Source organism: Cupriavidus sp. KB_39, from assembly GCF_052114485.1.
Lineage (GTDB): Bacteria > Pseudomonadota > Gammaproteobacteria > Burkholderiales > Burkholderiaceae > Cupriavidus.
Genome location: NZ_JBFREV010000020.1, coordinates 115,912 through 129,342 on the forward strand (window position 1 = coordinate 115,912; position 13,431 = coordinate 129,342).

Sequence of the window (13,431 nt, forward strand, 5' to 3'; positions counted from 1 at the left end):
ATCAACGGTGGGCGGACGGCAGCTTGCCCGGCGCGGCCGGCTGGCGTTCCAGCCGTTCCAGCCGCTTTTCCAGCCGTTCGAGGTCGTCGCGCAGCCGCGCCACGTCATCGGCAAAGCCGTCCAGCGCCGCGTGGCGTACGAGGGTCGGTTGTTCGTCGAGTAGGTATTCCGTCACATTGTCGAGCAGGGCGCGGCCCACGCGGGTGGCGTTGTCGTGGACCTGGCGTGCGCCATCGACCACGCGCTGCGCCACGCTGTCACTGACCGGGCCGCCCATCACGCCGCGCAGCGCGCGCGACAAGTCTTCGGCGGCGTCCCAGCGCAGGCTGCGGGCCAGCGTGGACACGGCGTTGGCCAGTTCCGCGTCGCCTTCGATCCGCACATGGCGCATCGCGGCGGCCTGCCCGCCCTCGGCCACGTCGGCCACCACCAGCGGCCATTGCTGCAACGGCACCAGCAAGGTCACGGCCGGCGCCTCGGCCACCGTGGCCTGCTCGATGCAGCCGTGTTCGGTCACCTTCAGCGCTAGCGCAAAGGCGGCGGCATCGAAGCGGATCACGCGGCCGGCAAAGGGCGACAGCAGCGCGCAGGCCCACGGCTCCTGTTCGATCAGGTGATTGAGGGCGGCAACGATCGGCGCGGCCAGCGGGGAAGGCAAGGCGTTCATGGCGAGCGGTTTGCGGTAGTCGGGCAACAAAAAAGGCCCACGCACGCGTGGGCCTCCATTCTAAGCTACTCGCCCGCCGCATCCGTGGAAGCGGCGGGGAGATTACGCTCAGGACTCCTGCTGAATGCCGGCCAGCAGCCAGCCACCGTTGCCGGCGGTGGCCTTGGCCAGGTTCCAGACCTCGGCGAACGGCTGGGCCGGCTCGCCCGCGCGCTCGCGGATCATGCCGGCGAAACGCACGCTGGCAACGTGCTGCGTCGGGGTGTCCTCGATGCCCAGCAGTTGGGCATCCAGCGTCACGACGTCGGTCTTGTTGACCTCGGCGCCGCGCTCGGCCAGATCCATCTTGATCTCGGCGAACATTTCCGGCGTGGTGAACTCGCGGATGTCGTCGAGATTGCCGGCGTCCCACGCGGCCTGCAGGCGCACATAGTGAACCTTGGCATTGCGCAGGAAGGCTTCGGTGTCGAAGTCGGCCGGCACGCCCCACGGTTGCTGCGGTGCAGCAGCCACGGCGCCGGCGGCAGCGCCACCCATCACCGGGTTGGCCGCCGCGCCGCCGTAGGCGGCAGGTTGCGCGGGTTGCTCGGCCTGACGGAAGGTCGGCTCGGCAGTGCGCGACAGGTCGTTGCCACCGAAACCACCCTGGTTGCCCTGATTGCCCATGCCGGCGTAGGCCGGTTGCTGGCGGCGCGCTGCGCCTCCGCGGAACTTGCGGATCAGCCAGAAGGCCAGCAGCGCGATACCGCCGATCAGGATCAGATTCGACAGGAAGCTGGCAGCCGCACCGCCCAGACCGAAGTGCGAGAGCAGGTAGCCAAGACCCAGACCAGCCGCCAGGCCGCCGAGCATGCCGCCCCAGTTACGCTTGGGTGCAGCAGCCGCCGCACCGCCGGCCGCGCCAGCCGTGGCCGGTGCCGCCTGGTTGGGCTGTTGGGCCGGTTGCTGCGTCGGCGATTGCTGGGCCGGCGCCTGCTGACGTTGCTGCGTCACGGAGGACGACTGCTTGCCAACACTGCGCGAGCCGCCCAGCCGCTTGGCATTGGCGTCCAGTGCGACCCCCAGCGCCAGCGTCGCGATCAGCGACGCGGCGAGGAATTTTCCACGAAAAGAAGACATTTTCTGCGATCCCCTGTCAGTTTCGGCCATCCAAGGCCGAACATGGCGAATTAGTACTTACGCCCGACGTGGAGCGCCACCACTCCGCCCGTCAGATTGTAGTATTCGACCTTCTCGAGCCCCGCATGTTCCATCAAGCGTACAAGTGAACCCTGGTCTGGATGCATTCTGATCGATTCTGCGAGATAGCGATAGCTCGGGGCATCCCCAGCCACCCGCTCGCCCAGCCACGGCAATACCTTGAACGAGTAAACATCGTAGGCCTTTTCCAGCGGCTTCCAGACTTTGGAGAATTCCAGGACCATGACCTTGCCGCCCGGCTTCACCACGCGGCGCATCTCGGCCAGCGCGCGGTCCTTGTGGGTCATGTTACGCAGCCCGAACGCCACCGTGACGAGGTCGAAGTAGTTGTCCGGAAAGGGAATCCGCTCGGCGTCGCACAGCGCCACCGGGGTCACCACGCCCTTGTCGAGCAGGCGGTCGCGGCCCACGCGCAGCATGGATTCGTTGATGTCTGTCAGCCAGACCTCGCCGGTCGGGCCGGCCCGCTTCGCGAAAGCCTTGGCCAGGTCGCCCGTGCCGCCGGCGATGTCGAGCACCTTCTGGCCCGGGCGCACATTGGCCTGGGCGATGGTGAACATCTTCCAAAGCCGGTGCATGCCGCCGGACATCAGGTCGTTCATCACGTCGTACTTGCTYGCGACCGAATGGAACACGCCAGCTACCTTGCCGGCCTTATCCGTTTCGTCGACTTTCTCGAACCCGAAGTGGGTCTCGCTCATGTCTGGTACTCCAGGTGCGGATATATATAGACGGGGATCAGTGGTGGTGGCCGCAGGCATGGCCGCCGCCGGCCACCATCGGCGCATCGCGGTCGACGCCGGCGGCTTCGAGCCGCTTCAGGTAGTCGTTCCACAGCGCTTCCTGCTGGTCGCCCAGGCGATACAGCAGCTCCCACGAGTAGATGCCGGTGTCGTGGCCGTCGTCGAAGCGGATCAGGATCGCGTAGTTGCCCACGGGCTCCACCGCCGCGATGCCCACCTCGCGCTTGCCGGTCTGGAGCGTTTCCTGGCCCGGGCCATGGCCCTGGACCTCGGCGGACGGCGAATAGACGCGCAGCAGCTCGAACGGCAGGCGCCACGCGCGGCCATTGTCGAAGCCGATTTCCAGCACGCGCGACTGTGTATGCACGGTCAGCGCGGTGGGATGGGGGGTGTCTTTCTCTAGGCCAGCCATAGTAGGGTCACGCGGGGAGCGCGTCCGATGTGTCTTGTACGACCCGATAGCTTACTCCACCCCCCATGCCTTGCCCATCCTGGGGTCCGGCACCGCTTTCGTCGCGCGCGCCGGTCGGCGCCACGGGGAGGTAGCGCAGCCGCCGGTCATGGAAGGCGGCCACGGTGCTGCGGTGGGCGATGCTGACGATGGTGGCGTCCGGCAGGCTATCGACCATCAGCTGGTACATGGCAGCCTCGGTTTCCTCGTCGAGCGCCGCCGTGGCCTCGTCCAGGAACAGGAAATCGGGCTTCTGGAGCAGCGCGCGGGCGAAGGCCAGCCGTTGCTGCTCGCCCGGCGACAGGCGCAGCGACCAGTTGTCGAAYACATCGAGCTGGTTCGCCAGCATGGCCAGCCGGGCCTGGCGCAGCACCTGTTGCAGCGTCTCGCACGAGTGCGCCGTGCCGGCGTCCGGGTAGGCCAGCGCATCGGCCAGCGTGCCGATCGGCAGGTAGCTGCGCTGCGGCAGGAACAGCATGCGCTTGCCCGGCACCGCGATGCGGCCGTGGCCGTAAGGCCAGATCCCGGCCAGCGCGCGGAACAGCACGCTCTTGCCGCAGCCGGACGGCCCGCTGACCAGCCACCGCTCGCCCTGCCCGATGGACAGCGAGAACGGCGCCACCAGCGGCCGCTGGCGCGGGTGGGCCGGATGTTGCGGATCCACGCCCTCCTCGTCCGGGCTCTTGCCGCCGCGCACCGGCAGCGCCAGCGCGAGGCCGGTCAGGTCGATGCCGTCCTGGCCCTCGGCCACCACCACCTCGATGTCGCCCGGGCCCTCGTGCGTCAGGTCYTGGCGCTCGGCCACGCGGATGGCGTCCTGGAAGTCGATCAGACGGTTGGCGGCGGCCTTCCAGCCGACCAGCGTGGCGTAGCTGTCCACGAACCAGGACAGCGCGCCCTGCACCTGCCCGAAGGCGGAATTGATCTGCATCAGCCCGCCCAGCGTGAGCTTGCCGGAGAAATAGCGCGGCGCGGCCACCAGCAGCGGGAAGATGATCGCGAACTGGCCGTAGCCCGAGTTCACGAAGGTCAGCCGCCGCGTGTAGCGCATCAGCTGGTTCCAGTTCGCCCGGATCCGTTCGAAGCGGGCCCGCAGGCCGGCCTGCTCGGTCGGTTCGCCGCGGTACAGCGCCACCGGCTCGCTATTCTCGCGCAGGCGCACCAGCATGAAACGGAAGTTAGCTTCGTACTGCTCCTGCTGGAAGGACAGGCCGATCAGCGGCCGGCCCACGAAGTGGGCAATCAGCGAGCCGATCACCGCGTAGCCGGCGGCGAACCAGACCATGTAGCCGGGAATCGTCAGTTCGGTGCCGCCCAGCACGAAGCTGATCGGCCCCGACACCACCCAGAGAATGCCGATGAACGACACCAGCGTGACCACCGAGTTCAGCAGCCCCATGGAGAGCGTCAGCGCCCCGTCGGTGAACTGGCGCAGGTCGTCGGCCAGACGCTGGTCGGGGTTGTCGGTCGAATGGGTCTGTTCGATGCGGTAGTACGCCTGATGGCCGAGCCAGCGCTGCATGAAGACGCCGGTCATCCACGTCCGCCAGCGCATCTGCAACATCATCTGGTAGTACTGGCGCGAGATCGCCAGCACGATGAAACAGGCCGCGATCCACGAGAATCGCAGCAGCAGTTCCTTGAACGAGACGAAGTCGCGCTGTTCCAGGGCGTTGTAGAACACCCGGTTCCACTCGGTCAGCAGCACGTTGATATAGACGATGCCGAGATTGAGCGCGACGACCAGGAGCAGCAGCCCCAGCCCCGCCTTGCGGTCTTCGGATTTCCAGTAGGGCTTGATCAGGTCCCAGGTGGCCGCCAGGCGCAGCCGGCTCTGGATCTTGAGAGCCTCGGCCGGGACRGCCGGGCCGGGCACGGTGACGGACGACGGAGTGGAGGACATGGTGGCGCAGGTGTGGCCCGCCGCCGTTCCGGCCAGCGGGCGTGTTGTTGTTCGACGGAGGTCAGACGTCGCCGCCGCGTGGCGGGTTCCGTGCCGCCCTCCGGTCAGTCAGCCATGCTCGGTTGTTATCGCAGTCAGACAATCAGTCAGCGGASGGCATSACGGCCAGCGCGGTGCGCAGCGTCGGCAGCCGCAGGGCCAGCTCGCCGATGCGCGCCGGCTCCGCCGCGCGCTGGGGCGCCGCCCAGATCGCCTCCGGGAAATGCGTGTCCCAGCGGTAGCGCGGAATGATATGCCAGTGCAGGTGCGGCACCATGTTGCCGAACGCGGCCAGGTTGACCTTGTCCGGCGTCATCACCTCGCGCACGGTGCGCTCCACCCGGGCCACCAGCCGCATCAGCCAGGCCTGGTCGGCATCGTCCAGATCGGTCAGCTCGGCGGCGTGGTCGTTCCAGACGATGCGGCAGAAGCCGGGATGCCGGTCATGCTCGACGAGGATCACGCGCGCGCGATCCCCCATCCAGACCAGTTCGCCGCCATCGGCTTCGCACAGGGGGCAGTTGGGGAGTCGCGTCATGGTATCCGCCGGAGTCCGCTGGCTGCCTTACACCAGCACGCGCTCGATGCCGCCGGCGTTGGCGCGGGCCACGTACTCGGGCAGCCAGTTCTCGCCCAGCAGGTGCTTGGCCATCTCGATCACGATGTAGTCGGCCGTCACCGAGGCGTCCTCGTTGTAGCGCGACAGCCCCTGCAGGCACGACGGGCAGCTGGTCAGGATCTTCACGTCGCCGGTGAAGCCGTCCGTGCGCAGCTTGTCGGCGCCCTTGCGCATTTCCTCTTCCTTGCGGAAGCGGACCTGCGTGGAGATGTCCGGGCGCGTCACGGCCAAAGTGCCGGATTCGCCACAGCAACGCTCGTTCTTCTCGATCTTGCCCGCACCGCTGCCGCCGTTCCCGCCCATCAGGTCATTGACCAGCTTGGTCGGGTCCATYGTCTTGATCGGGGTGTGGCAGGGGTCGTGGTACATGTAGCGCGTACCGGTCACGCCTTCCAGCTTCACGCCCTTCTCAAGCAGGTACTCGTGGATGTCGATGATGCGGCACCCCGGGAAGATCTTGTCGAATTCATACCCGGCGAGCTGGTCGTAACACGTGCCGCAGCTGACCACCACGGTCTTGATGTCGAGGTAGTTCAGCGTGTTGGCCACGCGGTGGAACAGCACGCGGTTGTCGCTGACCATCTTCTCGGCCTTGTCGTACTGGCCGTTGCCGCGCTGCGGATAGCCGCAGCACAGGTAGCCCGGCGGCAGCACGGTCTGCACGCCCACGTGCCACAGCATGGCCTGCGTGGCCAGCCCCACCTGCGAGAACAGCCGTTCCGAGCCGCAGCCCGGGAAGTAGAACACCGCCTCGCTCTCGGCCGTGGTCAGCTTCGGGTCGCGGATGATCGGCACGATCTCGTTGTCCTCGATGTCCAGCAGCGCGCGGGCCGTCTTCTTGGGCAGGTTGCCCGGCATCTTCTTGTTGATGAAGTGGATCACCTGCTGCTGCACCGGCGGCTTGCCGACCGTGGCCGGCGGGTGCTGGGTCTGCTTGCGGGCGAACTTCTTCAGCACCTCGTTGCCGAGCCGCTGGGCCTTGTAGCCGAGCCCGATCATTGCCGAGCGGGTCAGGTTGATGGTCTGCGGGTTGGTCGCGTTCAGGAAGAACATCGACGCCGCGGTACCCGGGTTGAACTTCTTCTGGCCCATCTTGCGCAGCAGGTTGCGCATGTTCATCGACACATCGCCGAAGTCGATCTTCACCGGGCACGGCGTCACGCACTTGTGGCAGACCGTGCAGTGGTCGGCCACGTCCGAGAACTCGTCCCAGTGCTTGATGGACACGCCCCGGCGCGTCTGTTCCTCGTACAGGAAGGCTTCGATCAGCAGCGAGGTCGCCAGGATCTTGTTGCGCGGGCTGTACAGCAGGTTGGCGCGCGGCACGTGGGTGGCGCACACCGGCTTGCACTTGCCGCAGCGCAGGCAGTCCTTCACGCTTTCGGCAATCGCGCCGATGTCGCTCTGCTGCATGATGATGGACTCGTGCCCCATCAGGCCGAACGACGGCGTGTACGCGTTGCGCAGGTCGGCGCCCGGCAGCAGCTTGCCCTTGTTGAAGCGGCCCTGCGGGTCCACGCGCTGCTTGTAGGCGCGGAACTCGCCGATCTCGTCCTCGGTCAGGAACTCCAGCTTGGTGATGCCGATGCCGTGCTCGCCCGAGATCACGCCGTCCAGCGAGCGCGCCAGCGCCATGATGCGGGCCACCGCGCGGTGGGCGTCCTGCAGCATGGCGTAGTCGTCCGAGTTCACCGGGAGGTTGGTGTGGACGTTGCCGTCGCCGGCGTGCATGTGCAGCGCCACGAACACGCGGCCGCGCAGSACCTGCTTGTGGATCTTCTGCGCCTCGTCCAGGATCGGCTTGAAYTCGCCGCCGTTGAAGATCTTGCGCAGCTCGGCGCGGACCTCGCTCTTCCAGCTCACGCGGATGGTGCGGTCCTGCAGCAGGTGGAACACGTTCGCGTCCGGCTGCTGGTGCAGGCGCTCCTCGAACGCCGGGCCGAGCAGGCCCAGGCCGTGACCGATCAGCGCGGCACGCGCGGTGGCCAGCGGCACGTCCAGGTGGTCCTGCAGGTAGCGCCAGCGCGCGCGCACCTCGCGCAGCAGCGTCAGCGCGTGTGCAACCCGGTCTTCCAGCAGTTCGGCGCTCGGAATCTCGTTCGCGTCGTCGCTGCGGCCCAGTGGCAGGTTGCCGCGCGCGAAGAACGCTTCCAGCTCGTCGGCCAGCTTGAGCTTGTTCTTGATCGACAGTTCGATGTTGATGCGCTCGATGCCGTCGGTGTACTCGCCCATCCGCGGCAGCGGAATCACCACGTCCTCGTTGATCTTGAAGGCGTTGGTGTGGCGGGCGATGGCGGCCGTGCGCGAGCGGTCGAGCCAGAACTTCTTGCGGGCCTCCGGGCTCACCGCGACGAAGCCTTCGCCGCTCTTGCCGTTGGCCATGCGGATCACTTCCGAGGTGGCGCGCGCCACGGCGTCCTCGTCGTCGCCGACGATGTCACCGATCAGCACCATCTTCGGGAAGGCGTTGCGGCGGCTCTTGGTGGCGTAGCCCACGGCGCGCAGGTAGCGCTCGTCCAGGTGCTCCAGGCCGGCCAGGATGGCGCCRCCTTCGCGCTTGGACTCGCCGTCCAGGTAATCCTTGATCTCGACGATGCTCGGAATCGCGTCGCGCGGCTGGCCGAAGAACTCCAGGCAGACCGTGCGCACGTGCTTGGGCATGCGGTGCAGGATCCAGCGCGCGCTGGTGATGATGCCGTCGCAGCCTTCCTTCTGCACGCCGGGCAGGCCGGCCAGGAACTTGTCCGTGACGTCCTTGCCCAGCCCTTCCTTGCGGAACTTGCGGCCCTCGATGGCCAGCGTCTCGGTGCGCAGCACCTTGTCGCCCGGCGCGCGGTTGCCGTCCGACCACTTCAGTTCGAAGGTGGCCACGGGCACGTCGTGAATCTTGCCGAGGTTGTGGTCCAGGCGCGTGATCTCGAGCCAGTTGCCCTCGGGATCGACCATGCGCCACCAGGCCAGGTTGTCGAGCGCGGTRCCCCACAGCACGGCCTTCTTGCCGCCGGCGTTCATCGCCACATTGCCGCCGATGCACGAGGCATCGATCGAGGTCGGGTCCACCGCGAAGACGAGACCGGCCTTGTCGGCCGCGTCCGCCACGCGGCGCGTGACCACGCCGGCGCCGGAGAAGATCGTCGCCACCTTGTGGTCCACGCCGGGCAGGTCGGTCTGCTCGACCAGGCCCAGCTCCTCGAGCTTCTCGGTGTTGATGACGGCCGAGAACGGCGTCAGCGGCACGGCGCCGCCGGTGTAGCCGGTGCCGCCCCCACGCGGGATGATGGTCAGGCCGAGTTCGAAGCAGCCCTTCACCAGCCCGGCGATCTCTTCCTCGCTGTCCGGAGTCAGCACGACGAACGGGTATTCCACGCGCCAGTCGGTGGCGTCGGTCACGTGCGAGACGCGCGACAGCCCGTCGAACTTGATGTTGTCTTTCTGCGTGACCTTGCCCAGCACGCGCTGCGCGCGCTTGCGCAGGTCGTAGGCGTCGGCGAATTCCTGCTTGAACGACTCGATGGCCTGCTTGGCGAAGGCCACCAGCTGCTCCACCCGGTGCGAGCGATCCTCGGCGGCCGGCTCGGCGTGCTCGGCACGGTCGGCGGCGCGGCGCTTCTCGATCTCGCTCAGGCGGTGATGCAGCGCGCTGACCAGCATCTGGCGGCGCTTGGGGTTCTCGAGCAGGTCGTCCTGGAGGTACGGGTTGCGCCGTACGACCCAGATGTCGCCGAGCACTTCGTACAGCATTCGCGCGGAGCGGCCAGTGCGGCGCTCACCACGCAGTTCATCCAGAATGCGCCAGGCTTCCTCGCCCAGCAGGCGGATAACGATCTCACGGTCCGAAAAGGACGTGTAGTTATAGGGAATCTCGCGCAGGCGCGCGGGGGCGTCCTGTGCGGCGAGCTTGGCATCGAGCACGAGTGGGGCGTTCATGGCGGGACCGCTTCCTGCTGCGCACGGGGACAGTGCGCGATTGTCGTTCATTGAAGCGCGATTGTACTGCAACGGCCCGCTTCGCTGCACCGCAACAAGGCATAAGAGACGGTTCTGTCAGAACCATTGACGAATCGCTTCCCCCACGCCGTGCCAGAACGAGTCTGGAATCCACATCAGGCTGGCCGTCATCACAAGGTAGCGGAAGAACTTGCCGATCGCCATATAGCCGAGGCTGGGCCAGAACGACAGGCGCAACCACCCCGCTAAAGTGCACAACGGATCACCTATAGCGGGCAGCCAGGACAGCAGCAACGTGGGCGGGCCCAGCCGGCGCATCCAGCGGAAGTATTTGGCGTCCAGCTTGGGCTTGTGTTTCTTCACCGGATGGCCGCGATGCTCGGCGTGCTCCCGCTCGTGCTGGATATGCTGGCGCCGCTGGCGGTAGCGCACCAGCGCCAGCTTGGCGGCGTAGCCGAGCCACCAGTCGATGGCCCCGCCGACCGTATTCCCAACCGTGGCCACGAGGATGGCCGGCCAGAACATGTCCGGGTTGAGCTTGATATAGCCGAACACGGCCGGCTCCGAGCCCAGCGGCAGCAGCGTGGCCGAGACCAGGCTGACCACAAAGATGGCCGGCAGGCCCACGCTGGGCAGGGCGACGGTTCCAAACAGCCAGTCGATGAACGCTTGCATGGTCCGGGGCAGATCGATGTGCGCCGGGCCGCCCCATGGTGGGGAACCCGCATGGCAGCACCGGGGGTTTTGTGATTAACTGTTAGAGCCGGTTCTGGCCGATCGTTCACGGCCGCGTCGCGGAATTCGCCACGCCAGGCATCTCCGGCAAGGCCGGGCCCCAGGCCCGGCAGCACCAATATCACGAAATAGCCGTAACAACCAAGCGGCAGTACCGCGTCGTGGCCCGTCCCGCGCAGTCGTTCGGGATTCTTGCGGCAGGCCATGCGCGTCCACCCCATATTGGAGACAAGCATGGCGATTCCGATCCGCCTGACGGTCAATGGCAAGCCCATTGACGCGCAGGTAGAACCCCACACCCTTCTGGTCCAGTTCCTGCGCGAAACCCTGCGCCTCACCGGCACGCATGTCGGTTGCGACACCGCCCAGTGCGGCGCCTGCACCGTCCACCTCGACGGCCGGGCGGTGAAGTCGTGCAACGTGCTGGCGCTCCAGGCGGACGGCGCCAAGGTCACCACCATCGAGGGCCTGGCGCCGGACGGACAACTCCATCCGATGCAGGAAGCGTTCCGCGAGTGCCACGGCCTGCAATGCGGCTTCTGCACGCCCGGCATGGTGATGGCCGCCACCGCGCTGCTGCGCGAGCGTCCCAACGCCGATGCCCAGACCATCCGCGAGCAGCTGGAAGGSAATATGTGCCGCTGCACCGGCTACCAGAACATCGTCCGCGCCGTGCAGCAGGGCCAATCGAGCATGCGCAGCGGCCAGGCCGTCGCCAGTGCGGAATAGGAGCCGACCATGAACGCACCCGAGAAGTTGATCGGCGCGCCGGTCCGCCGCAAGGAGGACTACCGCTTCCTGACCGGCAACGGCCAGTACACCGACGACGTGACCCTGCCGCGCCAGAGCTACGCCTGTTTCGTCCGCTCGCCGCACGCGCACGCGCGCATCCGCTCCATCGACAAGACCGAGGCCCTGGCCTCGCCCGGCGTGATTGCCGTGCTGACCGGCGAGGAGATGGCCGCCGACAAGGTGGGCGGCCTGCCCTGCGGCTGGCTGATCCACAGCATCGACGGCACGCCGATGAAAGAGCCACCCCACCCCGCGCTGGCGCACGGCAAGGCCCGCCACGTGGGCGACCAGGTGGCGCTGGTCATCGCCGAAACGCTCCAGCAGGCGCGTGACGCCGCCGAGATGGTCGATGTCGACTACGAGGAGTTGCCCGCCGTGGTCAGCCCGGCGGACGCCGCCGCAGCCGCCACGMTGGTCCACGACGACGTGCCGGCCAACACCTGCTACACCTGGGGCCATGGCGACAAGGCCGCCACGGACGCCGCCTTCGGCAAGGCCGCGCACGTGACCACGCTCGATATCGTCAACAACCGGCTGATCCCGAACGCGATCGAGCCGCGCGCGGTCAACGCCAGCTACACGCGCCAGGACGACAGCTACACGGTCTACGTCTCGAACCAGAACCCGCACGTGGAGCGCCTGCTGATGGGCGCCTTCGTGCTCGGGCTGCCGGAGTCCCGCCTGCGCATCATCGCGCCGGACGTGGGCGGCGGCTTCGGCTCGAAGATCTTCCTCTATCCCGAGGACGTGGCGCTGACCTGGGCGTCGAAGAAGATCGGCCGGCCGGTGAAGTGGACCGCCGAGCGGTCCGAGTCCTTCCTGACTGACGCGCACGGCCGCGACCACGTGACCAAGGCCGAGCTGGCGCTCGACGCCGACGGCAAGTTCCTGGCCATGCGCGTGCACACGGTGGCGAACATGGGCGCCTACCTGTCCACCTTCGCCAGCAGCGTGCCGACCATCCTCTACGCCACGCTGCTGGCCGGCCAGTACGCCACGCCGGCGATCTACGCCGAGGTCAAGGCGGTGTTCACCAACACCTCGCCSGTCGATGCCTACCGGGGCGCCGGCCGCCCGGAGGCCACCTACGTGGTCGAGCGGCTGGTGGAAACCGCCGCGCGCGAGATGAACATCGCCCCCGCCACGCTGCGGCGCAAGAACTTCATCCACGACTTCCCCTACGCCACGCCGGTGGGCCTGACCTACGACACGGGCGACTACGAGCCCTGCCTGGCGCGTGCCGAGGAACTGGCCGACGTGGCCGGCTTCCCGGCCCGGCGCGAGGCCGCCAAGCAGCGCGGCAAGCTGCGCGGGCTGGGCTACTCCTGCTACATCGAGGCGTGCGGACTGGCGCCATCGAACATCGCCGGGGCACTCGGCGCGCGGGCGGGCCTGTTCGAAGTGGGCGAGATCCGCGTCCACCCCACCGGCACGGTCACCGTGTTCACCGGCTCCCACAGCCATGGGCAGGGCCACGAGACCACCTTCGCGCAGATCGTGGCGGACCGGCTCGGCATCGGGCTGGAGGCGGTGGAGATCGTCCATGGCGACACCGGCCGGGTGCCGTTCGGCATGGGCACCTACGGCTCGCGCTCGCTGGCGGTGGGCGGCTCGGCCATCATGAAGGCGCTGGACAAGATCGAGGCGAAAGCCAAGAAGATCGCCGCGCATCTGCTGGAGGCATCCGACGCCGACATCGAGTTCCAGGACGGCGTGTTCCGCGTGGCCGGCACCGATCGCACCAAGACCTTCGGCGAGGTGGCGCTGACCGCCTACGTGCCGCACAACTACCCGCTCGACAAGCTCGAACCGGGCCTGAACGAGAACGCGTTCTACGATCCGACCAACTTCACCTACCCGTCCGGCGCCTACGTCTGCGAGGTGGAGGTGGACCCCGACACCGGCGAGTCGCAGGTGGTCAAGTTCACCGCCGTGGATGACTTCGGCAACATCATCAATCCGATGATCGTGGAAGGCCAGGTGCATGGCGGCATCGGCCAGGGCCTGGGCCAGGCCATGCTGGAGCAGTGCGTGTACGACGCCGACAGCGGCCAGTTGCTGACCGGCTCCTACATGGACTACGCCATGCCGCGCGCGGCCGACCTGCCCGACTTCACCGTGGAGACCGCCAAGGGCACGCCATGCACGCACAACCCGCTCGGCGTGAAGGGCTGCGGGGAGGCCGGCGCCATCGGCTCGCCACCGGCGTTCATCAACGCGCTGGTCGATGCGCTGGCACCGCTCGGCGTGCGTGACGTGCAGATGCCAGCCACGCCGCACCGCGTGTGGCAGGCCATCCAGTCCGCACAATCCACATCGGCCTGAATCGGGAGA

10 protein-coding genes are annotated in these 13,431 nt (G+C 67.5%); 2 read left to right on the top strand and 8 right to left on the bottom strand.

Annotation, left to right across the window (positions count from 1 at the left end; translation table 11 throughout):
• Position 1: 1 nt before the first annotated feature.
• The 8 genes from AB4Z27_RS16550 to AB4Z27_RS16585 all read right to left on the bottom strand — a co-directional run bounded on the left by AB4Z27_RS16550 (position 2) and on the right by AB4Z27_RS16585 (position 10,245).
• The gene (locus AB4Z27_RS16550; protein WP_092291815.1) at positions 2 to 667 is read right to left on the bottom strand and encodes a ubiquinone biosynthesis accessory factor UbiJ; all 666 of its coding nucleotides are present in this window, start codon (positions 665 to 667) and stop codon (positions 2 to 4) included.
• Positions 668 to 775: 108 nt separating this feature from the next.
• Positions 776 to 1,786, bottom strand: a complete 1,011-nt coding sequence (locus tag AB4Z27_RS16555) for a Tim44 domain-containing protein (protein WP_441591671.1) — start codon at positions 1,784 to 1,786, stop codon at positions 776 to 778.
• A gap of 50 nt (positions 1,787 to 1,836) precedes the next feature.
• On the bottom strand, positions 1,837 to 2,568 hold the full coding sequence (ubiE, locus tag AB4Z27_RS16560) for a bifunctional demethylmenaquinone methyltransferase/2-methoxy-6-polyprenyl-1,4-benzoquinol methylase UbiE (protein WP_092291810.1): 732 nt from the start codon (positions 2,566 to 2,568) through the stop codon (positions 1,837 to 1,839).
• A 37-nt stretch (positions 2,569 to 2,605) separates the two neighbouring features.
• A complete protein-coding gene (locus tag AB4Z27_RS16565) occupies positions 2,606 to 3,022 on the bottom strand; it encodes a gamma-butyrobetaine hydroxylase-like domain-containing protein (protein WP_092291808.1) in 417 nt (138 codons plus the stop codon).
• Between the two features lie 7 nt (positions 3,023 to 3,029).
• Positions 3,030 to 4,964, bottom strand: coding sequence for an ABC transporter ATP-binding protein/permease (locus AB4Z27_RS16570; RefSeq protein WP_092291806.1), 1,935 nt, complete (start codon positions 4,962 to 4,964; stop codon positions 3,030 to 3,032).
• A 142-nt stretch (positions 4,965 to 5,106) separates the two neighbouring features.
• Positions 5,107 to 5,541 carry an HIT family protein gene (locus AB4Z27_RS16575; RefSeq protein WP_092291804.1) on the bottom strand — a complete coding sequence of 145 codons (435 nt, stop codon included), beginning with the start codon at positions 5,539 to 5,541 and terminating at the stop codon, positions 5,107 to 5,109.
• Positions 5,542 to 5,568: 27 nt separating this feature from the next.
• On the bottom strand, positions 5,569 to 9,549 hold the full coding sequence (locus AB4Z27_RS16580; protein WP_092291802.1) for a DUF3683 domain-containing protein: 3,981 nt from the start codon (positions 9,547 to 9,549) through the stop codon (positions 5,569 to 5,571).
• 117 nt (positions 9,550 to 9,666) lie between these two features.
• Entirely contained in the window at positions 9,667 to 10,245 is a 579-nt protein-coding gene (locus AB4Z27_RS16585) for a YqaA family protein (protein WP_092291800.1), read from the bottom strand.
• Positions 10,246 to 10,539: 294 nt separating this feature from the next.
• Here AB4Z27_RS16585 and AB4Z27_RS16590 point away from each other — a divergent pair, with 294 nt between their 5' ends.
• Positions 10,540 to 11,034 (top strand): (2Fe-2S)-binding protein, encoded by a 495-nt coding sequence (locus AB4Z27_RS16590; protein ID WP_092291798.1) that lies wholly within the window; start codon positions 10,540 to 10,542, stop codon positions 11,032 to 11,034.
• Positions 11,035 to 11,043: 9 nt separating this feature from the next.
• On the top strand, positions 11,044 to 13,422 hold the full coding sequence (locus tag AB4Z27_RS16595) for a xanthine dehydrogenase family protein molybdopterin-binding subunit (protein ID WP_441644840.1): 2,379 nt from the start codon (positions 11,044 to 11,046) through the stop codon (positions 13,420 to 13,422).
• The last annotated feature ends 9 nt before the right edge of the window (positions 13,423 to 13,431 follow it).

Excerpts from the sequence above, each read along its gene's own strand:
- AB4Z27_RS16550 (WP_092291815.1), bottom strand. The coding sequence starts at position 667 with ATGAACGCCTTGCCTTCCCCGCTGGCCGCGCCGATCGTTGCCGCCCTC.
- AB4Z27_RS16565 (WP_092291808.1), bottom strand. The coding sequence starts at position 3,022 with ATGGCTGGCCTAGAGAAAGACACCCCCCATCCCACCGCGCTGACCGTG.
- AB4Z27_RS16585 (WP_092291800.1), bottom strand. The coding sequence starts at position 10,245 with ATGCAAGCGTTCATCGACTGGCTGTTTGGAACCGTCGCCCTGCCCAGC.
- AB4Z27_RS16555 (WP_441591671.1), bottom strand. The coding sequence starts at position 1,786 with ATGTCTTCTTTTCGTGGAAAATTCCTCGCCGCGTCGCTGATCGCGACG.